Genomic DNA, 20036 nt, shown 5'->3' on the forward strand with positions numbered 1-20036 from the left:
GGCGTTTCTCCGGGTGGTCCCGGTTATCCGTCCAGCGCCGCGGTCGAAAGATGCATCGTCGAAGCTTTCAGCCGCTTTGCAGACCCGGTCATGAATGGTTGACGCCGGGGGTTAGCCCGGCGCCAGGTCGTTGCGGGTGTGGATGCTGTTAGTGAACCAGCATGCCGGTGAACCAATAAGCCTGAGCCAGGGTGATGCAGCCGACGATGGTGGCAAAGAACAGACTGTGTTTGAGGGTGAAGCGGAACAGGTCGGATTCTTTACCCACCAGGCCAGTGGCGGCGCAGGCAACCGCAATCGACTGCGGTGAAATCATTTTGCCGGTCACGCCACCGGTGGAGTTCGCGGCCACCATCAGCACATCGCTAACACCGACCTGGTGCGCGGTCGTTGCCTGCAATGAGCCAAACAGCGCGTTGGAGGAGGTATCGGAACCTGTCAGGAACACGCCCAGCCAGCCAAGGAACGGCGAGAAGAACGGGAACGCAGCGCCCGTGGATGCCAGAACCAGTGCCAGCGTGGTGGACATGCCGGAGAAGTTCATCACGAAGGCGAACGCCAACACCATGCCAATGGACACGATGGCCCAGCGCAGTTCAAACAGGGTTTCTTTGAAAGTGGTCAGACCGGTTTTGACCCCGATTCGCAACACCAGCATCGACAGCAATGCGGAGATCAGAATCGCGGAGCCGGAGGCAGCGATCAGGTCGAACTTAAACACGGCTGGCATGGCGGTCTGGTTGGCGACGATAGGCGCGACCTTGAACACCAGTTGGTCCAGATGCGGGATGGCAAAGTTCATGGTCCATGCCTGCATCGCACCACCGGCGGCGAACATTGCCTTGAACGGTTTAAGCGTCCAGATGGTGACGATGACGGTCAGAATCAGGAAGGGTGACCACGCTTTGAAAATCTGGCCCAAGGTGTATTCAGACTTGGTCGACGTGCGTGGCAGACCGAAGCCGCCAGCGCTGGCGACGACTGGGCCCGTCGGGGTAGCACCGGCCATTTGCGCGCCAGCGGTACGTTTAGGCTGCCAGACTTTGAGGAACAGGGTCAGGGCAATCAGACTGAGCAGCGCCGAGGTGATGTCCGGCAGTTCCGGGCCGATGAAGTTCGAGGTAAGGAACTGGCTGAGGGCGAAGGTAAAGCCCGCAACCAGAGCGGCTGGCCAGGTTTCCTTGACGCCACGCATGCCGTCCATCATGAACACCAGCCAGAACGGTACGAACAGCGACAGCAACGGCAATTGACGGCCGGCCATGGCGCCGATCTTGAACGCGTCGATACCTGAAACCTGGCCCGCCACGATGATCGGAATACCCAATGCGCCGAAAGCGACCGGGGCCGTGTTGGCAATCAGGCACAACCCGGCGGCATAGAGCGGGTTGAAGCCCAGGCCCACCAGCAATGCTGCAGTAATCGCCACTGGCGCACCGAAACCTGCCGCACCTTCAAGGAAGGCGCCAAAGCAGAAGGCGATCAGCAGCACTTGCAGGCGCGGGTCGTCGGTGATGGTCAGGACCGAGCTGCGGATAATCTCGAACTGACCGCTTTTAACCGTCAGTTTGTAGAGGAATACCGCTGCGATGATGATCCAGGCAATCGGCCAGACGCCATAGGCGAACCCGTATCCGGCGGCCGCAACGGCCATATCAGCAGGCATTTTGAAGGCGAAGATCGCTATCAATACCGATAACAGCAGTGTAATGGTGCCTGCAACATGGCCCTTTAGCCGGAACACGGCCAAGGCCATGAAGAAAAACACGATGGGAATAACTGCGGCGATAGCGGAGAAGCCAAGGCTGCCGAGTGGGGTATAGAACTGTTGCCAGGTTTGCATATGGGGTGGCCCCTAATTGTTGTTGGTCAGGCCCGATGTTCCGTATCGCAAGATCGCAGCTCGTTGTCGACGGCCAGCACGCTACACCGTGGTCGTCGAATCGAGGCTGACGAACAAGTCGCACAGCTCACCAGCTCAAGCCTTTCGCTATGACGAGAGGTCTTGCGGCGTCGTGGATGGTGGCCACTGAACGCCGGCATTGGATAATTGGTAATACCAATTTACAATGTCTGGACGCTAGGTTAAAAGCCTAGCTATTGGTGTGTCAATTTGCCCTTCTAATACTTTCGTCGATTTGCGAAAAAAATTGCATTGATGTGGCATTTGCAACTGAACCTGAAGGGTGTCGGCGCGGCGGCAATCGGCGAGAATAGGCGGTCCCGACAGATGATCGGGGAGGTGGAGTGAGTTATGGGGTTTGATCAGGTGCGTCAGCGCCGTTTGTCTGACGATATTGTCGAGCAACTGGAAGGGATGATTCTCGAAGGCACATTGAAGTCTGGAGAGCGCTTGCCTGCCGAGCGTGCGTTGGCAGAACAGTTTGGTGTCTCGCGCCCCTCCTTGCGTGAAGCGATTCAGAAGCTCACGGCCAAAGGCTTGTTGATCAGCCGCCAGGGCGGCGGCAATTACGTGGTCGAGAATCTGGGGTCGACATTCAGCGATCCGTTGCTGCATTTGCTGGAAAGCAATCCGGATGCTCAGCGTGATCTGCTTGAATTTCGCCATACGCTGGAGGCCTCGTGCGCGTATTACGCAGCCTTGCGTGCGACGGATGTCGACCGTGAGCGGCTGCGGGCGGCCTTTGATTTATTGCAGGACTGTTATTCGCGGGTCGGCGAAGTGAGTCGGGCCGAGGAGGGCGCTGCCGATGCGAGCTTCCATCTGGCCATCGCTGAAGCGAGCCATAACGCGGTGCTGCTGCACACGATCCGGGGGCTGTTCGATCTGCTCAAGCGTAATGTCGTGACCAACATCGGTGGCATGTACAAGCAACGCACAGAGACTCGCGACATGCTGATCAGTCAGCACCGTGAGCTGTATCTGGCGATTATCGAAGGCCGTGCGGAAGGTGCGCGCGAAGTTGCCAGCCGCCATCTGCTCTATGTGCAGGAGGTGCTGGAAGAGGTGCGGCAGCAAGTGCAGCGCACGGCGCGGGCAGAGAGGCGTAACGGGATATGAGGGCCGGCCCGGACTATTTCGCGAACACATTCACTCTCACAGAGATTACGTATCCTCCGTGAGAGCGAATTTACTCGCACATGAAGCGCCGCAGTGCGACAGGCAACTCGCACATGCGAGCTGTCAGTCGTCCTTGCCCTTGGTACGAACCGCACGTTGCAGCTCGCGATCAGAGTCGCGTTCCCGCTCGGTGTGGCGCTTGTCGTATTCCTTCTTGCCTTTGCCCAGTGCGATTTCACACTTGATCAAGTGCGCTTTCCAGTAAATGGAAAGGGCCACGCAGGCATAGCCTTTCTGCTGAACCGCAGTGTTGAGCTTTTCTAGCTCGCGCTGGTTGAGCAGCAGTTTTCGGGTACGTGTAGGGTCAGCGATGACGTGCGTGCTGGCGGCCGCGAGCGGCGTGATATGGCAGCCCATGAGCCAGGCCTCGCCATCCTTGAGCAGCACATAGCTGTCAACCAGCTGCACCTTGCTAGCACGCATACTCTTTACTTCCCAGCCAGCCAGGACCAGACCGGCCTCGAACTTATGTTCGATGAAGTAATCGTGACGCGCCTTTTTATTTTGCGCGATGGTCCCTGTGGGGTGTTTCTTGAGCTTAGCCATAGGGGACGCATTATAGGGAGACAACGCGCTGTCGGCTACGGTGAAGCTGCGTGCTTGAGCAGCTTGATTGAATCCCGGACAATGCGGCCTCTTTTTTCAACGGTTGAGCGTGTTAACGATGTCGACGGACAAGGTTTCTGTCCACGGCGGCTGGGCGAGTCGCTGGGTGTTCATTCTCGCAGCGACCGGTTCTGCGGTGGGTCTCGGCAGCATATGGAAGTTTCCCTACATGGTCGGCGTCTATGGCGGCGGCGCTTTCGTGTTGGTGTTCCTGGCCTGTATTGCCTTGATCGGTGTGCCGGTGATGCTCGCCGAAACGCTGATTGGCCGACGCGCCCGGCAAAGTCCGGCCAACGCCTTGAAGGTGTTGGCGCTCGAGGCGGGGCATTCGACGCGTTGGTCCTGGGGGGCATTCGCCGGAATGATCACGGCGTTGCTGATCCTGTCCTTCTATAGCGTGGTGGGTGGCTGGTCGCTGGATTACATCATTGATATGGGGCGTGGCGATTTCCAGGGTGTTGCGTCCGATCAAGTGGGGGCTTACTTCGGCAAGGTCATCGCCGACCCTTGGCGGCTGACCTTGTGGCACACGGTGTTCATGCTGCTTTCTGCGGTGGTGATCGCCAAAGGCGTGGTTGCAGGGCTTGAGCGCAGCCTGCGGATCATGATGCCGTTGCTCTTTATCCTGATGGTGATCTTGTTGGGTTATAGCCTGACGACCGGACACTTCATGGAGGGCGTGCATTTCATGTTCGACTTCGACGCGTCGAAGCTGCTTGATGGCTTGCTGCCCGCGATGGGGCATGCCTTCTTTTCGCTGAGCGTGGGCGTAGGGTCGATCATGATTTACGGCGCGTATATGCCAAAGAATTCATCGATCTCCGGGACCATCGTCGGTGTGGCGTTGCTCGATACGTTTGTTTCGTTGTTGGCAGGCCTGGCGTTGTTTCCGATTGTGTTTGCGGCAGGCCTGAACCCCAGCGAAGGTCCGGGCCTGATGTTCGTGACCTTGCCATTTGCGTTTGGCAACGTGGCGTTCGGCCAGCTGATGGGCGTAGTCTTCTTCGTGTTGGTAGCGGTTGCGGCTTGGAGTTCGGCTATTTCTTTGCTTGAGCCGATGGTGGCTTATCTGATCGAACGGACTAAGATTCGCCGCGGCTGGGTGACATTCTGGCTGGCGTTTATCTGCTGGTTCGTGGGTTTGGGCACGGTGTTTTCGTTCAATATCTGGGAACAGGCCAAGTTTTTCGTGAACGATGCCGGTGTGTTTCACCTCTACCAATGGGGCGCCGTGGGGGGGCTGAACTTCTTTGGGGTTATCGATTTTTTCACCTCGCGGATCATGTTGCCGCTCGGTGGTTTCTGTTTTGTGGTTTTTGCAGGTTGGGTGATGGGCCGTGAGGCGGTGCGTGATGAGTTGTCGATGCGCAGCCCGGTGCTTTTCGCTTTGACGTTCTTTTTGATGCGCTATGTGGCGCCGTTCGGCATTCTTGTTGTGTTTGCCGCTCAGCTTTGGAAGTGACGCTGACATGACTACCCATATTCAACGCTCTGCCCTGTTGCCTTACCCGGCCCAGGCACTTTATGACTTGGTAAATGACGTAGCGCACTACTCGGAATTTTTGCCGTGGTGCTCATCGGCTGTGATATTGGACGCCGGTGAGGGGCACATGCGCGCTCGGGTCGAAATAGCCAAGGGCGGTCTTAAGCAGCATTTCGTGACGCGAAACACGCTGGTGCCAGGGCAGTCGATCGAGATGAATCTTGAAGAAGGGCCATTCAACCAGTTACACGGGGTTTGGGTGTTCAAGCCGTTGGGAGAAAAGGCCTGCAAGATCAGCCTGGACCTGTCGTTCGATTACGCCGGCCCCATCGTGCGCGCAACGTTAGGGCCGCTGTTCAATCAGGCGGCCAACACCCTGGTCGACGCTTTTTGCCAGCGGGCAAAACAGCTGCATGGTTAAGCCGCTGATTGAAATCGAAGTGGTTTACGCTGGGATAGATCGCCAGGTGCTGCTTAGCGTTGGCGTGGCATCGGATTCGACGGTGCGCGACGCGCTGCAGGCTTCCGGGATCAGCCAGCATTTTCCTGAGTTGGATCTTGCGCATTGTTCCGTAGGTATTTTCGGCAACGTGCTGAGCGACGCCGAAACCCGAGTGCTGGTGGCGGGTGATCGAATAGAAATTTATCGTCCGTTGTTGGCTGATCCAAAAGAGGTTCGCCGGTTGCGTGCGGCTAAGGCTGCCCAGTCCAGGATGAAAAACGATTCGCAGTAATCTTTTTTTGAACCCAGAGACGCAAAAAAACCCGGCATGCCGGGTTTTTTTGAAGACGCTGGTGGCTGCTTTTCACAACTACCGCGGCGATGGTTCCAGAGGTTCCTGAGTGGGTACTGGAGCGGATTCGCTCTTGTCCACGTCATCCTGGATCTGCTTGAGCAATGAGCCAGGTTTAGGCGCCTCTTCGGCTTTAGGCTGTTCACCCTGAGCGGGAGTAGCGGAAGTACCGCTATTCTTACCAAGAATGGCCTCGTCGCGACTCACGCCAGGCATGAAGTCACCGGAAAGGCTGACGAGCTGATCATTGCTATTAAAGACAATGGTCATGCGTTCTTGTTGGCGTTCACCGCCCCCAGGTTGCAGGCTATACAAGTAATCCCAGCGATCGGCATGAAACGTATCGGTCAGCAGAGGGTTACCCATGATAAACCGTACTTGCCGACGGGTCATTCCGGGGCGTAACTGGTTTATCATATCCTGCGTGACGACATTGCCCTGCTGGATGTCGATTTTGTAAACCCCGGGGAATGAACAACCGGCGAGTGCGAGCAGTCCCACAAAGGTGAAACTGGTTAGCAGGTGCTTGGTGTTTTGCATCGGTGGGCGACTTCCACTATCTTGGCTGGGACAACGTAAACCCCGATCATACCCGCATTAAGAGAAGCTGCGAAGCAGCATCCGCGAGAAAGCTGACCATGGTTGAAAATAGCGAACTGCGTAAAGTCGGACTAAAAGTGACCCTGCCTCGGGTCAAAATTCTACAGATGCTCGATTCTGCTGAGCAGCGTCACATGAGTGCCGAGGATGTTTACAAGGCACTCATGGACGCGAACGAGGATGTGGGTCTGGCCACGGTTTACCGTGTACTGACTCAGTTTGAAGCTGCCGGGCTGGTGGTTCGCCACAATTTCGACGGAGGTCACGCAGTTTTCGAGCTGGCCGACGGCGGCCACCACGACCATATGGTCAACGTGGAATCCGGTGAGGTGATCGAGTTCTTCGAAGAAGAAATCGAGAAGCTTCAGAAAGCGATTGTGGAGAAGCACGGCTACGAGTTGGTGGACCACAACTTGGTGCTCTACGTGCGCAAGAAGAGGGTGTAAACCTTCCGACAGCCATAATGACGAAGGCGACCTCAGGGTCGCCTTCGTGCTTTCTGTTGTCTGATTTTTATGCCGCTATCGCGAACAAGACGCCGGCGACGCCTTGCTCCACGGTTTTTGATTGAATGATCAAATCTTCGCGGTGAGGACCATTTTTTTCGCGTGGGCCAATGACTCTTTGGTGAGATCAATGCCGCCGAGCATGCGTGCGACTTCCTCGACGCGTTCGGTTTTGCTGAGTTTGGACACGGCGGTGCGAGTGGCATCGCTGTCACGTACCTTGTGCACGAACAGGTGCTGGTGGCCTTGCGCTGCGACCTGCGGCAAATGCGTGACGGTCATGACTTGCCCGCGCTCGCCTAAACGACGCAACAGCTGGCCGACAATTTCTGCGGTCGGCCCGCCGATCCCGACATCGACTTCATCGAATACCAGTGTGGGCACCCGTGAGGTTTGTGCGGTGATGACTTGAATCGCCAGGCTGATCCGCGACAACTCACCACCTGAAGCGACCTTGGCCAGCGCTTTCAGTGGTTGTCCAGGGTTGGCGCTTACCAACAATTCGACCTGCTCCAGACCATTGGGCAGCAATTCTTTGCTGACATTAGGGCGCAGTTCGATGCTGAACCGCCCACCAGGCATGCCCAAGCGTTGAATTTCCTGCTCCACAGCACTGGCCAGAGTCGGCGCTGAACCTTGACGTAGATCACTCAATTCGCGAGCTTTGTCCTGATAATGTCGAGCATAGGAGGACAATTCATTCTCAAGGCATTCAATGGCTTCATCGTTTGCATTCAATGTCTCGATTTCGTCCAGCAGTTTTTGCTGGAGCGCGGCGACTTCGGTGGGCTGAATGCGGTGTTTGCGGGCCAGGGTGTAGATCGCATCTAGACGTTCTTCAAGTTGTTGCAGGCGCGCCGGGTCGGCATCGAAGTGATCGAGGAAGCGGTTCAGTTCTCCCACTGCTTCTTCGACCTGAATCTGCGCGCTGGACAGCAGGCTGGCGGCTTCGCACATGGCAGTCGGTGAGCTGTTGATGCCAGACAGACGATTGAGGCTGGCGGTCAGTGCGTTCAGGACATTGCCCGAGTCGTTTTCGCTGCATTGTTCTACGACCTGACGGCAGATGCTCAGTAGGCTTTCGGCATTGGTCAGAGTTTTGTGTTCCTGCTCCAGTTGATCCAGTTCGTTTTCGCCAAGGCTGAGGCTTTCCAGTTCTTCGAGTTGATAGCTGAGCAATTGATGGCGCGAGCGTTGCTCATCGCCTGAATTGGCGAGTCGCTCCAGCTCTTGCCGGGTCTGGCGCCAGCGCTGTGCCGCCAGATGTACCTGGCGTGCCAGGTCGGTGGCGCCCGCGTATTCGTCAAGCAGGCGGCGATGGGTGTCCGTCTTGAGCAATGACTGATGTTCATGCTGGCTGTGAATATCGATCAGGAATTCGCCCAGCGCTTTCAAGTCACCTTGAGGGCAGGGCGAACCATTGATGTAGGCCCGCGAGCGACCCTCTGCGGTGATAACCCGGCGCAGGATGCACGGTCCGTCGTTGTCCAGATCTCGCTCTGCGAGCCAGGCGCGGGCTTCGGGGATATCGGTCAGGTCGAAGGTGGCAAGGATATCGGCCTTGTCGGCACCGGGGCGGACCACACCGCTATCGGCGCGATCACCCAGGGTAAGGCCGAGAGCGTCGAGCATGATTGATTTGCCGGCACCGGTTTCGCCAGTGATCACGCTCATGCCTCGGTCCAGCTCGAGATCGAGATGTTCGACGATGGCGTAGTTATGTACTGACAGGTGCACCAGCATAGAGGCGGCTCCCAAGCTATTTGTCTGGTTATTTATACAGTGTTTTGCTTTCTGCTGACAATGCCCTGTCTTAGCTCGATTTGGTTGAATTACGGCTTTTTTTAGTCCGTTATGTGATTTGTTCATGTGCGGCCTGGGCTTAAGGCGAGGCGGGTTATTGATGAAAATGGACGTTATTGTGCTTTTGGTTGCACTTGAAGCTGGAAATTAAGACCCCATATAGCGGGACAGAAGCGCGAGTTGAGCTCGCGGACGTTATTGAAAGGAGAAATCTATGGCTGACGAACAGAATCTGGATACGCAGACTCAGGATCAGGCCGCTGGTGCGGCTTCGGTTGATGACGTGATAGCGCGTGTGCAAGTGCTTGAAGAGCAATTGGCTGCTGCGCAGGATCAGTCTTTGCGAGTTGCTGCGGATCTGCAGAATGTCCGCCGTCGCGCCGAGCAGGATGTCGAGAAAGCTCACAAATTCGCACTGGAAAAATTTGCGGGTGATTTGCTGCCGATCATTGACAGCCTTGAGCGCGGCCTGGAGTTGTCCAACCCGGACGACGAAAGTATCCGTCCGATGCGTGAAGGGATCGAGCTGACGCTGAAAATGTTTCAGGACACCCTCAAGCGTTATCAGTTGGAAGCGATTGATCCCCACGGCCAACCCTTCAATGCCGAACATCATCAGGCGATGGCCATGCAAGAGAGTGCCGACGTTGAGCCTAACAGCGTGCTGAAGGTGTTCCAGAAGGGCTATCAGCTCCACGGTCGCCTGTTGCGCCCGGCGATGGTTGTGGTCAGCAAGGCAGTTTCGCCTGTTAGACCATCGATTGATGAGCAGGCTTGAAATCAGCCATCAGGCCCCCATTTAGAAGTCATGCGTTTAAGAGCTACCGCAATGTGTGAACGCAGTTGCGGCATCCAAATTTAAAATTTCCGGAGAAAGTTAACATGGGCAGAATCATCGGTATCGACCTGGGGACCACCAACTCCTGCGTCTCTATTCTCGAAAACGGCAAAGTAAAAGTTATTGAAAACGCCGAAGGCACTCGTACTACGCCTTCGATCATTGCGTACGCCAACGACGGCGAAATTCTGGTTGGCCAATCGGCCAAGCGTCAGGCGGTGACCAATCCGCACAACACCCTGTATGCGGTGAAGCGTTTGATCGGTCGTCGCTTCGACGAAGAAGTTGTGCAGAAAGATATCCAGATGGTCCCTTACAAGATCGTCAAGGCTGATAACGGCGATGCATGGGTCGAAGTCAACGGTCAGAAAATGTCTCCTCCTCAGATTTCGGCTGAAATCCTGAAGAAGATGAAGAAGACCGCTGAAGACTATCTGGGTGAAACAGTCACTGAGGCGGTCATCACCGTTCCAGCCTATTTCAACGATAGCCAACGTCAAGCCACCAAAGATGCCGGTCGCATCGCGGGTCTGGACGTCAAGCGCATCATCAACGAACCAACCGCAGCCGCTCTGGCTTACGGTATGGACAAAGCGAAGGGCGATCACACGGTCATCGTCTACGACTTGGGCGGCGGTACATTCGACGTTTCGGTTATCGAAATCGCTGAAGTCGATGGCGAGCACCAGTTCGAAGTACTGGCTACCAACGGCGATACGTTCCTGGGTGGTGAAGACTTCGATATCCGTCTGATCGACTACCTCGTTGACGAATTCAAGAAAGAAAGCGGCATGAACCTTAAAGGTGACCCGCTGGCGATGCAGCGCCTGAAAGAAGCTGCTGAAAAAGCTAAGATCGAGCTGTCCTCCAGCCTGCAGACCGACGTTAACCTGCCGTACATCACTGCCGATGCGACCGGTCCTAAGCACTTGAACGTGAAAATCTCTCGCGCCAAGCTGGAATCGCTGGTTGAAGATCTGGTTCAACGCACCATTGAGCCTTGCCGTATTGCACTCAAGGATTCGGGCATCGACGTAGGCAAAATCGACGACGTGATTCTGGTCGGCGGTCAGACACGTATGCCGCTGGTACAGAAGCTGGTTACTGAGTTCTTCGGTAAAGAAGCGCGTAAAGACGTGAACCCGGACGAAGCTGTTGCCATGGGTGCTGCTATCCAGGGCGCAGTATTGGCTGGCGACGTGAAAGACGTGTTGCTGCTTGACGTTAGCCCGCTGACCCTGGGTATCGAAACCATGGGCGGCGTGATGACCGCGTTGATCGAGAAAAACACCACGATTCCTACCAAGAAATCGCAAGTGTTCTCGACTGCTGATGACAATCAGGGCGCGGTAACCATTCACGTGCTGCAGGGCGAGCGTAAGCAAGCGGGTCAGAACAAGTCGCTGGGCAAGTTCGACCTGGCCGAGATTCCACCTGCTCCACGTGGCGTGCCACAAATCGAAGTGACCTTCGACATCGATGCTAACGGCATTCTTCACGTAGGTGCTCAAGACAAGGCGACTGGCAAGAAGCAGTCGATCGTGATCAAGGCCAACTCCGGTCTGTCTGAAGAAGAAATTCAGCAGATGGTGCGTGATGCTGAAGTCAACGCTGAAGAAGATCGCAAGTTCGAAGAGCTGGCCTCTGCCCGTAACCAGGGTGATGCGCTGGTCCACTCGACACGCAAAATGATCAGCGATGCTGGCGAAAAAGTGACTGCGGAAGAAAAAACCGCCGTCGAAGCTGCACTGACTGCTCTGGAAGCGGCCATCAAAGGCGACGACAAAACAGTCATCGACGCCAAGGTTGAGGAACTGTCCAAAGTTTCCGCGCCAATCGCTCAGAAAATGTACGCCGAAGCTGAGAAGCCGGAAGCGGCTGGCAAGCCTGCTGAAGAGGCCAAAAAGCCTGACGACGTTGTTGATGCAGAGTTTGAAGAAGTGAAAGACCACAAGTAAGCGCAGGCTCACTTGCAAGCCGGTTGACTGCATTCAAGCGGTGGCTGGTAGGATGTCGCCGCGCGGGAGCTTGCTCCCGCGTTGGCGTGTCTGGAATAGACGAATTTTCAAGCTTGGGGGTTTCGGCCCGCAAGCGATGCGGCAAAGTCGACATGCTCCTGCATGTGGCTTGTTTTGCTGCTTCTCTCGGTCAGTGAACTGGCCGTAGAGCCAAGACCGGAATCGTTGAATCGACGTGAGTTGAGTCCGGGCCTGTATTGGGCTCAACGAGTTTGGCAAGACTCAGGAGGGTTTTGTCGGACGTCCTCAAGAGTGCATAAGACTTATGGCTAAGCGTGACTATTACGTGATTTTGGGTGTGGAGCGCGACTCCAGTGAGGCTGATCTGAAGAAGGCTTATCGCCGACTCGCGATGAAGCATCACCCGGACCGCAACCCAGACGATAAAACGTCCGAAGACATGTTCAAAGAGGCCAATGAGGCCTATGAAGTGCTTTCCGACACCAGCAAACGTGCGGCCTACGATCAGTACGGTCATGCCGGCGTCGACCCAAGCATGGGTGGCGGTGGTGCAGGTTTCGGCGGCTCGAACTTCTCCGATATTTTCGGCGACGTGTTCAGTGATTTCTTTGGTGGCGGCCGTGGCGGTGCTCGCGGTGGCGCTCAGCGCGGGAGTGACTTGCGTTACACCCTGGAGCTGAATCTCGAAGAGGCTGTGCGCGGCACGACCGTCAGTATTCGTGTGCCGACGCTGGTCAATTGCAAGCCATGCGATGGCTCCGGCGCGAAGAAAGGCTCGGCGCCTATTACCTGCCCGACGTGCGGCGGTATCGGTCAGGTGCGCATGCAGCAAGGTTTCTTCTCGGTGCAGCAAACCTGCCCGCGCTGCCATGGCCACGGCAAAATCATTTCCGATCCGTGTGACTCATGCCGCGGCGAAGGCCGGGTCGAAGAGTTCAAGACCCTGTCGGTGAAAGTGCCGCCAGGTGTCGATACGGGTGATCGCATTCGTCTTTCCGGCGAAGGCGAGGCGGGTACTCAGGGCGGGCCGACCGGCGATCTGTATGTTGTGATCAACGTTCGCGAGCACGCCATTTTTCAGCGCGACGGCAAGCACCTGTACTGCGAAGTGCCGATCAGCTTTGCTGATGCCGCGCTGGGTGGCGAGTTGGAAGTGCCGACGCTGGATGGTCGGGTCAAACTGAAAATCCCTGAAGGTACTCAGACCGGCAAGCAGTTCCGTCTGCGTGGCAAGGGTGTGGCGCCGGTACGTGGTGGTGGTGCGGGCGACTTGATGTGTCGTGTTGCGGTCGAAACCCCGGTCAATCTGGGACGTCGTCAGCGTGAATTGCTCGAAGAGTTCCGTGCTTCGCTCGAAGGCGACAGCTCGCATTCACCCAAGGCCAGCGGTTGGTTCGAAGGTGTGAAACGCTTCTTTGGCGATTTGTAAGGGCTAACAGGTCAGGAGCAAGGCATGCGACGTATTGCAGTAATGGGCGCCGCTGGGCGCATGGGTAAAACCCTGATCGAGGCGGTCCAGCAAACGCAGGGCGCGGGTTTGACCGCTGCGGTCGATCGTCCGGACAGCTCATTGGTCGGTGCGGATGCGGGTGAGCTCGCAGCGCTGGGCCGTATCGGCATTCCGTTGTCGGGCGATCTGGCCAACGTGGCTGATGAGTTCGACGTGCTGATCGACTTCACTCATCCGTCGGTGACCTTGAAGAACCTGGCGTTCTGCCGCAAGGCGGGCAAGGCCATGGTCATCGGTACCACGGGTTTCAGTGCGGAAGAGAAGCTGCTTTTGGTAGCCGCGGGTAAAGACATCCCGATTGTGTTTGCTGCCAACTTCAGCGTCGGGGTCAATCTGTGCCTTAAATTGCTCGACACTGCCGCTCGTGTGTTGGGTGATGACGTCGATATCGAAATCATCGAAGCCCATCACAGGCACAAAGTGGATGCACCGTCGGGCACCGCGCTGCGTATGGGGGAAGTGGTTGCTCAGGCGCTGGGTCGTGACCTTGAAAAGGTCGCAGTCTATGGGCGTGAAGGACAGACTGGGGCGCGTGATCGTCAAAGCATCGGTTTTGCAACGATTCGCGCGGGCGATATCGTCGGTGACCACACCGTGATGTTCGCAGCGGACGGTGAGCGAGTAGAGATCACGCACAAGGCTTCCAGTCGCATGACCTTTGCCAAGGGGGCTGTCAGGGCTGCCTTGTGGCTCGACGGTCAGGCACCCGGCTTGTACGACATGCAGGACGTGCTGGGGCTGCGTTGACCGCCTAAACAGGGTTGAAGCTCAACAGTTACGTGGGCTTTGACTCTGTTTTCAGCCTTTGGGTGGCGTTCTGTCGCATTACCCTGTCTTTAAGGCTCATTGGCGGTAGACCAAAAAAGGCTTTTTCTGTAAGCTACAGCTTTAGTGTGTCCACTAAAAGCGCGCAGATAATTCGAAGAGAAAGCGGGGTGACGTGTCTATACGTCATTCCGCTTTTTTGCAACCTGCGAACGCCCTTTCAGGCTTTATTTACGGGAGGTCTTCTTGACTAAGCCAGCCATACTCGCCCTTGCTGATGGCAGCATTTTTCGCGGCGAAGCCATTGGAGCCGACGGTCAAACCGTTGGTGAGGTGGTGTTTAACACCGCAATGACCGGCTATCAGGAAATCCTTACCGATCCTTCCTATGCCCAACAGATCGTCACTCTGACGTATCCACATATCGGTAACACCGGTACGACGCCAGAAGACGCCGAGTCCAATCGCGTCTGGTCGGCAGGATTGGTCATCCGCGACTTGCCGTTGGTCGCGAGCAACTGGCGCAACAAGATGTCCCTGTCGGACTACTTGAAAGCCAACAATGTTGTCGCAATCGCCGGTATCGATACCCGCCGCCTGACCCGCATTCTGCGCGAGAAAGGCGCACAAAACGGCTGCGTCATGGCCGGCGATAACATTTCCGAAGAAGCGGCGATTGCCGCTGCTCGTGGCTTCCCTGGCCTCAAGGGCATGGATCTGGCGAAAGTCGTCAGCGCCACGGAGCGCTATGAGTGGCTCTCCGGTGTCTGGAGCCTGGCGACTGACAGTCACCCGGACTTCGCAGCCGCAGACTTGAAGTACCACGTCGTGGCTTACGACTACGGCATCAAACTGAATATCCTGCGTATGCTGGTTGATCGCGGTTGCCGTGTCACGGTAGTCCCTGCACAAGCGCCTGCCAGTGATGTGTTGGCGCTCAAGCCGGACGGTGTATTCCTGTCTAACGGTCCTGGCGACCCGGAGCCGTGCGACTACGCGATCAAGGCGATTCAGGAAATACTGGAAACCGAAATCCCGATCTTCGGTATCTGCCTCGGTCACCAATTGCTGGCACTTGCTTCTGGAGCCAAGACCATGAAGATGGGGCATGGTCACCACGGTGCAAACCACCCGGTCCAGGATCTGGACACCGGTGTCGTGATGATTACCAGCCAAAACCACGGTTTTGCGGTGGACGAGACTACGCTGCCAAGCAACATGCGGGCGACTCACAAGTCGCTGTTCGATGGCACCTTGCAGGGCCTTGAGCGCACCGACAAGAGCGCGTTCAGCTTCCAGGGTCACCCTGAAGCGAGCCCGGGCCCTACCGACGTGGCGCCACTGTTCGATCGCTTTATCGAAGCCATGGCCAAGCGACGCTGACCGGTTGCCTTGAGAATGTAGCGAGCAGAGGGTGGGTGGAGCCCGGACGATTGACTGTCTGGATGGTCCGCCCAACCCCCTCAGAGAAATATTCAAGACGGCTTGCCGACTGACCTACGGATTTGAGTGACAACCCATGCCAAAACGTACAGATATAAAAAGCATCCTGATTCTCGGCGCCGGCCCCATCGTGATCGGCCAGGCCTGTGAATTCGACTACTCCGGCGCCCAGGCCTGCAAAGCCCTGCGCGAAGAGGGTTACCGCGTCATCCTGGTGAACTCCAACCCAGCGACCATCATGACCGACCCGTCAATGGCCGATGCGACCTACATCGAACCGATCAAATGGCAGACCGTTGCCAAGATCATCGAGAAGGAGCGTCCAGACGCACTGCTGCCAACCATGGGTGGCCAGACTGCGCTGAACTGCGCGTTGGACTTGGAGCGCGAAGGCGTTCTGGAAAAATTCGGCGTCGAAATGATTGGCGCCAATGCCGACACCATCGACAAGGCCGAAGACCGTTCGCGCTTTGATAAGGCAATGAAGTCCATCGGTCTGGATTGCCCGCGTTCGGGTATTGCCCACACCATGGAGGAAGCTTACGTCGTCCTGGAAAAACTGGGCTTCCCGTGCATCATCCGTCCGTCCTTCACCATGGGCGGCACAGGTGGCGGTATTGCTTACAATCGCGAAGAATTCGAAGAAATCTGCAACCGAGGTCTGGACCTGTCGCCGACCAAAGAGCTGCTGATCGACGAATCGCTGATCGGTTGGAAAGAGTACGAGATGGAAGTGGTCCGCGACAAAAAGGACAACTGCATCATCGTTTGCTCCATCGAAAACTTTGACCCGATGGGCGTTCACACCGGCGATTCGATCACTGTTGCGCCAGCGCAGACGCTGACCGACAAGGAATACCAGATCATGCGTAACGCCTCGCTGGCGGTACTGCGTGAGATCGGTGTGGAGACCGGCGGCTCGAACGTGCAGTTCGGTATCTGCCCGGACACTGGCCGTATGGTCGTGATCGAGATGAACCCGCGGGTTTCCCGTTCTTCGGCACTGGCCTCGAAAGCCACCGGCTTTCCTATCGCCCGGGTCGCGGCCAAGTTGGCAATTGGTTACACCCTCGACGAACTGCAGAACGAAATCACTGGCGGCAAGACCCCGGCATCGTTCGAGCCGTCTATCGATTACGTGGTCACCAAACTGCCACGCTTCGCCTTTGAAAAATTCCCCAAGGCCGACGCACGCCTGACCACGCAGATGAAGTCGGTCGGCGAAGTCATGGCCATCGGCCGCACGTTCCAGGAATCCCTGCAGAAAGCCCTGCGCGGTCTGGAAGTGGGTGTCTGCGGTCTGGACCCCAAGCTTGACCTGACCAACCCGGAAAGCATGGCCGTGCTCAAGCGTGAGCTGACGGTGCCGGGCGCTGAGCGCATCTGGTACGTGGCAGACGCTTTCCGTGCAGGCATGACGGTTGAAGAAATTTTCAGCATGAACATGATCGACCCTTGGTTCCTGGTTCAGATCGAAGATCTGGTCAAGGAAGAAGAGAAGATCAAGACGCTGGGTCTGGCTACCATCGACCGTGATCTGATGTTCCGCCTCAAGCGCAAAGGCTTCTCCGATGCGCGTCTGGCCAAGCTGCTGGGTGTCACCGAGAAAAACCTGCGTCGCCATCGTCACAAGCTTGAGATCTTCCCGGTCTACAAGCGCGTCGATACCTGCGCAGCTGAGTTCGCCACCGATACCGCTTATCTGTACTCGACCTATGAGGAAGAGTGCGAGGCCAACCCGTCGACGCGCGACAAGATCATGATTCTTGGCGGTGGTCCGAACCGCATCGGCCAAGGCATCGAGTTCGACTACTGCTGCGTACATGCGGCACTGGCCCTGCGTGAAGACGGGTACGAGACCATCATGGTCAACTGCAACCCGGAAACCGTATCCACCGATTTCGATACCTCGGATCGCCTGTACTTTGAGCCAGTAACCCTGGAAGACGTGCTGGAAATCTGCCGCGTCGAAAAGCCTAAAGGCGTGATCGTTCAGTACGGCGGCCAAACTCCGCTGAAACTGGCGCGTGCTCTTGAGGAAGCTGGCGTGCCGATCATCGGCACCAGCCCTGACTCAATCGACCGTGCCGAAGACCGTGAGCGCTTCCAGCAAATGGTCGAGCGCCTGAATTTGCGTCAGCCGCCTAACGCCACTGTGCGCAGCGAAGATGAAGCCATTCGCGCCGCAGGCAAGATTGGTTACCCGCTAGTGGTGCGTCCGTCCTACGTGTTGGGCGGTCGGGCGATGGAAATCGTTTACGAAGAAGAAGAGCTCAAGCGCTACTTGCGTGATGCGGTGAAAGTGTCCAACGACAGCCCGGTGCTGCTGGACCACTTCCTCAACTGCGCCATCGAGATGGATGTCGATGCGGTTTGTGACGGCACTGACGTAGTCATTGGCGCGATCATGCAGCACATTGAGCAGGCAGGCGTTCACTCCGGTGACTCTGCATGCTCGCTGCCACCGTACTCGCTGCCTGCGCATATCCAGGACGAGATGCGCGAACAGGTCAAGAAAATGGCTCTGGAGCTGGGCGTCATCGGCTTGATGAACGTACAGCTGGCGCTGCAAGGCGATGACATCTACGTTATTGAAGTCAATCCGCGTGCTTCGCGTACCGTGCCGTTTGTGTCCAAGTGCATCGGTGTTTCCCTGGCGATGATCGCGGCACGCGTCATGGCTGGCAAAACCCTGAAGGAAATAGGGTTCACAAAAGAAATCATTCCGAACTTCTACAGCGTCAAAGAAGCGGTATTCCCGTTTGCCAAGTTCCCGGGTGTTGACCCTATTCTCGGCCCGGAGATGAAGTCCACCGGCGAAGTCATGGGCGTGGGCGATACGTTCGGCGAAGCCTTCGCCAAGGCTCAAATGGGTGCCAGCGAGCTACTGCCGACCGGTGGTACTGCGTTCATCAGCGTTCGCGATGACGACAAGCCGCTTGTGGCCGGTGTCGCGCGTGATCTGATCAATCTGGGCTTCGAAATTGTCGCGACGGCCGGAACCGCTCAGTTGATTGAGGCTGCGGGCCTGAAAGTGCGTCGCGTCAACAAGGTGACAGAAGGTCGTCCACACGTGGTCGATATGATCAAAAATGACGAAGTCACGCTGATCATCAACACCACTGAGGGCCGTCAGTCGATCGCTGATTCTTACTCGATTCGTCGTAATGCCTTGCAGCACAAAATTTACTGCACGACCACCATCGCTGCGGGTGAAGCCATCTGTGAAGCGCTGAAGTTCGGTCCAGAGAAGACTGTACGGCGCTTGCAGGATCTACATGCAGGATTAAAGGTATGACCAAATATCCAATGACCATTCGGGGCGCTCGCGCCCTGGAAGAAGAACTGACTCACCTGACAAAGGTGATTCGCCCCAAGCTAAGCCAGGACATCGGTACTGCGCGTGAGCTGGGCGATCTCAAGGAAAACGCTGAATACCACGCTGCTCGCGAGCAGCAGGGCATGGTGGAAGCACGGGTTCGTGATATTGAAGGCCGACTGCAGAACGCAGTGGTCATTGACGTGACGACGATTGTGCACACCGGCAAGGTTATATTCGGCACGACTGTCGAGATCGCTAACGTCGAAACCGATGAACGCGTGAAATATCAGATCGTTGGTGAAGACGAAGCTGATATCAAGCAGGGCAAGCTTTCGGTCGGCTCACCCATCGCTCGTGCCTTGATTGCCAAGGAAGAGGGTGAAGTGGTGACAGTCAGAACGCCAAGTGGTGTGATCGAGTACGAGATTGTCGAAGTCAGCCATATCTAACAGCTGTCGCCCGTATCGTGCGGGCGCAATTATCTGGCAGCTCGCCCAGACGTTATGGGTGGGCGGCTTGGTATTGCTGCATCTTGCGATGTTGACGGTGCTGGAGCAAACAGGTCTGGCGCCACTGCTGATTGATGAGGTTGCCAGTCTTTCAGGGACGTTGCTGGTCGCGTTTGCAGGTTTTTGCGCGGTATTGCAGATGGTGGTGCTGATACAGACCGAGCGCCTGTCGAGTCTTTGGCTTGATGTGCGCGGGCAATTGCTGCTGATCGCGACGTTGGCTTCAGCGAGTTATTACGTGCTGTACCAATGGTTGCCAGATGCCGTGCGTTGGCAATTGTTGAGCTACCTGATGCTTGCGCTGTCCGGACTGCTGCTGGTTATCCAGCCTGTGCCGGGTGGAAGTGGCGGGCGCGCATTGCGCGCCCCTGACCGCCTGGTTATGCGTGGAAGCGGTGGACGTTGGACAACAGCTTGTTTACCTTGGCGTTCTTGCGATAAATCAACGCCATTTTACCGATGACTTGCACCAAATCCGCTTTGCCGGCCTTGCACAACGCTGCAACGGCCTCCAGGCGGCTTTCGCGGTCGAGGATGTTGAGTTTGATTTTAATCAGCTCGTGATCGCCCAATGCGCGTTCAAGTTCGGCTAACACACCTTCAGTCAAACCTTTGTCAGCCACAATCAATACTGCTTTCAGATGATGGCCAATGGATTTGTACTGTTTCTTCTGCTCCTGAGTGAGCGGCATAATCTGACCTCTGCGTCTGATCTTGTAAAAAGCGGCGGCCAGTTTACCCGAGCGAGTCCGGGACCGCCCAGTTAATCACGACTCGTTTATTTTTGAGGTGCCCT

The 20036-nt window shown here is 56.5% G+C and carries 17 protein-coding genes and 1 pseudogene; 13 read left to right on the forward strand and 5 right to left on the reverse strand.

Translation table 11 applies throughout. The features are described from left to right. Nucleotides 1-148: 148 nt before the first annotated feature. Nucleotides 149-1843, reverse strand: a complete 1695-nt coding sequence (locus RHM55_RS18925; protein ID WP_322177800.1) for a lactate permease LctP family transporter — start codon at nt 1841-1843, stop codon at nt 149-151. Between the two features lie 411 nt (nt 1844-2254). Here RHM55_RS18925 and RHM55_RS18930 point away from each other — a divergent pair, with 411 nt between their 5' ends. Further along, complete coding sequence (locus RHM55_RS18930) at nt 2255-3022, forward strand: GntR family transcriptional regulator (RefSeq protein WP_322177801.1); 768 nt, start codon at nt 2255-2257, stop codon at nt 3020-3022. Between the two features lie 123 nt (nt 3023-3145). Here RHM55_RS18930 and smpB read toward each other — a convergent pair whose 3' ends face one another. Beyond that, the gene (gene smpB, locus RHM55_RS18935; RefSeq protein WP_219063850.1) at nt 3146-3628 is read right to left on the reverse strand and encodes an SsrA-binding protein SmpB; all 483 of its coding nucleotides are present in this window, start codon (nt 3626-3628) and stop codon (nt 3146-3148) included. A 118-nt stretch (nt 3629-3746) separates the two neighbouring features. Between smpB and RHM55_RS18940 the strand changes: the two genes are divergently transcribed. Genes RHM55_RS18940 through RHM55_RS18950 form a run of 3 tightly spaced genes read left to right on the forward strand, consistent with a single transcriptional unit; the run spans nt 3747 to nt 5905 of the window. Further along, nucleotides 3747-5150, forward strand: coding sequence for a sodium-dependent transporter (locus RHM55_RS18940; protein ID WP_322177802.1), 1404 nt, complete (start codon nt 3747-3749; stop codon nt 5148-5150). Nucleotides 5151-5157: 7 nt separating this feature from the next. Continuing rightward, nucleotides 5158-5592: a type II toxin-antitoxin system RatA family toxin gene (locus tag RHM55_RS18945; protein ID WP_322177803.1), complete on the forward strand. Its 435-nt coding sequence runs from the start codon at nt 5158-5160 to the stop codon at nt 5590-5592. After that, a complete protein-coding gene (locus tag RHM55_RS18950; protein ID WP_322177804.1) occupies nt 5585-5905 on the forward strand; it encodes an RnfH family protein in 321 nt (106 codons plus the stop codon). Before RHM55_RS18945 ends, RHM55_RS18950 begins: the two co-directional genes overlap by 8 nt. Before the next feature lie 78 nt (nt 5906-5983). Here RHM55_RS18950 and RHM55_RS18955 read toward each other — a convergent pair whose 3' ends face one another. Continuing rightward, nucleotides 5984-6505, reverse strand: a complete 522-nt coding sequence (locus tag RHM55_RS18955; protein WP_322177805.1) for an outer membrane protein assembly factor BamE — start codon at nt 6503-6505, stop codon at nt 5984-5986. 98 nt (nt 6506-6603) lie between these two features. Here RHM55_RS18955 and fur point away from each other — a divergent pair, with 98 nt between their 5' ends. After that, complete coding sequence (gene fur / locus RHM55_RS18960) at nt 6604-7011, forward strand: ferric iron uptake transcriptional regulator (protein ID WP_322177806.1); 408 nt, start codon at nt 6604-6606, stop codon at nt 7009-7011. Between the two features lie 129 nt (nt 7012-7140). Here fur and recN read toward each other — a convergent pair whose 3' ends face one another. Then, nucleotides 7141-8814: a DNA repair protein RecN gene (gene recN / locus RHM55_RS18965; protein WP_322177807.1), complete on the reverse strand. Its 1674-nt coding sequence runs from the start codon at nt 8812-8814 to the stop codon at nt 7141-7143. A gap of 274 nt (nt 8815-9088) precedes the next feature. On the opposite strand from recN, the gene grpE reads away from it, so the two are divergent. The 8 genes and pseudogenes from grpE to RHM55_RS19005 all read left to right on the forward strand — a co-directional run. Further along, nucleotides 9089-9652 (forward strand): nucleotide exchange factor GrpE, encoded by a 564-nt coding sequence (grpE, locus tag RHM55_RS18970; RefSeq protein ID WP_322177808.1) that lies wholly within the window; start codon nt 9089-9091, stop codon nt 9650-9652. A gap of 104 nt (nt 9653-9756) precedes the next feature. Continuing rightward, nucleotides 9757-11670: a molecular chaperone DnaK gene (dnaK, locus tag RHM55_RS18975; RefSeq protein WP_322177809.1), complete on the forward strand. Its 1914-nt coding sequence runs from the start codon at nt 9757-9759 to the stop codon at nt 11668-11670. Between the two features lie 325 nt (nt 11671-11995). Then, nucleotides 11996-13120 (forward strand): molecular chaperone DnaJ, encoded by a 1125-nt coding sequence (gene dnaJ / locus RHM55_RS18980; RefSeq protein WP_322177810.1) that lies wholly within the window; start codon nt 11996-11998, stop codon nt 13118-13120. A gap of 24 nt (nt 13121-13144) precedes the next feature. Beyond that, on the forward strand, nt 13145-13948 hold the full coding sequence (gene dapB, locus RHM55_RS18985; protein WP_322177811.1) for a 4-hydroxy-tetrahydrodipicolinate reductase: 804 nt from the start codon (nt 13145-13147) through the stop codon (nt 13946-13948). Nucleotides 13949-14212: 264 nt separating this feature from the next. Continuing rightward, on the forward strand, nt 14213-15349 hold the full coding sequence (gene carA / locus RHM55_RS18990) for a glutamine-hydrolyzing carbamoyl-phosphate synthase small subunit (protein WP_322177812.1): 1137 nt from the start codon (nt 14213-14215) through the stop codon (nt 15347-15349). Between the two features lie 136 nt (nt 15350-15485). After that, nucleotides 15486-18707 carry a carbamoyl-phosphate synthase large subunit gene (carB, locus tag RHM55_RS18995; RefSeq protein WP_219063838.1) on the forward strand — a complete coding sequence of 1074 codons (3222 nt, stop codon included), beginning with the start codon at nt 15486-15488 and terminating at the stop codon, nt 18705-18707. Further along, a complete protein-coding gene (gene greA, locus RHM55_RS19000; RefSeq protein ID WP_322177813.1) occupies nt 18704-19180 on the forward strand; it encodes a transcription elongation factor GreA in 477 nt (158 codons plus the stop codon). Before carB ends, greA begins: the two co-directional genes overlap by 4 nt. Further along, a pseudogene (locus tag RHM55_RS19005) lies at nt 19158-19592 on the forward strand (MFS transporter); the annotation flags it as partial. The gene greA and the pseudogene RHM55_RS19005, both read left to right, overlap by 23 nt. A 28-nt stretch (nt 19593-19620) precedes the next feature. Here RHM55_RS19005 and RHM55_RS19010 read toward each other — a convergent pair. After that, the gene (locus tag RHM55_RS19010) at nt 19621-19932 is read right to left on the reverse strand and encodes a YhbY family RNA-binding protein (RefSeq protein WP_322177814.1); all 312 of its coding nucleotides are present in this window, start codon (nt 19930-19932) and stop codon (nt 19621-19623) included. Nucleotides 19933-20036 lie beyond the last annotated feature (104 nt).

Origin of the sequence: Pseudomonas sp. MH9.2 (assembly GCF_034353875.1) — a bacterium.
GTDB lineage: Bacteria > Pseudomonadota > Gammaproteobacteria > Pseudomonadales > Pseudomonadaceae > Aquipseudomonas.

Coding starts and splice junctions, on each gene's coding strand:
- RHM55_RS18925 (WP_322177800.1), bottom strand. CDS start 1,843: ATGCAAACCTGGCAACAGTTCTATACCCCACTCGGCAGCCTTGGCTTC.
- RHM55_RS18930 (WP_322177801.1), top strand. CDS start 2,255: ATGGGGTTTGATCAGGTGCGTCAGCGCCGTTTGTCTGACGATATTGTC.
- smpB (WP_219063850.1), bottom strand. CDS start 3,628: ATGGCTAAGCTCAAGAAACACCCCACAGGGACCATCGCGCAAAATAAA.
- RHM55_RS18940 (WP_322177802.1), top strand. CDS start 3,747: ATGTCGACGGACAAGGTTTCTGTCCACGGCGGCTGGGCGAGTCGCTGG.
- RHM55_RS18945 (WP_322177803.1), top strand. CDS start 5,158: ATGACTACCCATATTCAACGCTCTGCCCTGTTGCCTTACCCGGCCCAG.
- RHM55_RS18950 (WP_322177804.1), top strand. CDS start 5,585: ATGGTTAAGCCGCTGATTGAAATCGAAGTGGTTTACGCTGGGATAGAT.
- RHM55_RS18955 (WP_322177805.1), bottom strand. CDS start 6,505: ATGCAAAACACCAAGCACCTGCTAACCAGTTTCACCTTTGTGGGACTG.
- fur (WP_322177806.1), top strand. CDS start 6,604: ATGGTTGAAAATAGCGAACTGCGTAAAGTCGGACTAAAAGTGACCCTG.
- recN (WP_322177807.1), bottom strand. CDS start 8,814: ATGCTGGTGCACCTGTCAGTACATAACTACGCCATCGTCGAACATCTC.
- grpE (WP_322177808.1), top strand. CDS start 9,089: ATGGCTGACGAACAGAATCTGGATACGCAGACTCAGGATCAGGCCGCT.
- dnaK (WP_322177809.1), top strand. CDS start 9,757: ATGGGCAGAATCATCGGTATCGACCTGGGGACCACCAACTCCTGCGTC.
- dnaJ (WP_322177810.1), top strand. CDS start 11,996: ATGGCTAAGCGTGACTATTACGTGATTTTGGGTGTGGAGCGCGACTCC.
- dapB (WP_322177811.1), top strand. CDS start 13,145: ATGCGACGTATTGCAGTAATGGGCGCCGCTGGGCGCATGGGTAAAACC.
- carB (WP_219063838.1), top strand. CDS start 15,486: ATGCCAAAACGTACAGATATAAAAAGCATCCTGATTCTCGGCGCCGGC.
- greA (WP_322177813.1), top strand. CDS start 18,704: ATGACCAAATATCCAATGACCATTCGGGGCGCTCGCGCCCTGGAAGAA.
- RHM55_RS19010 (WP_322177814.1), bottom strand. CDS start 19,932: ATGCCGCTCACTCAGGAGCAGAAGAAACAGTACAAATCCATTGGCCAT.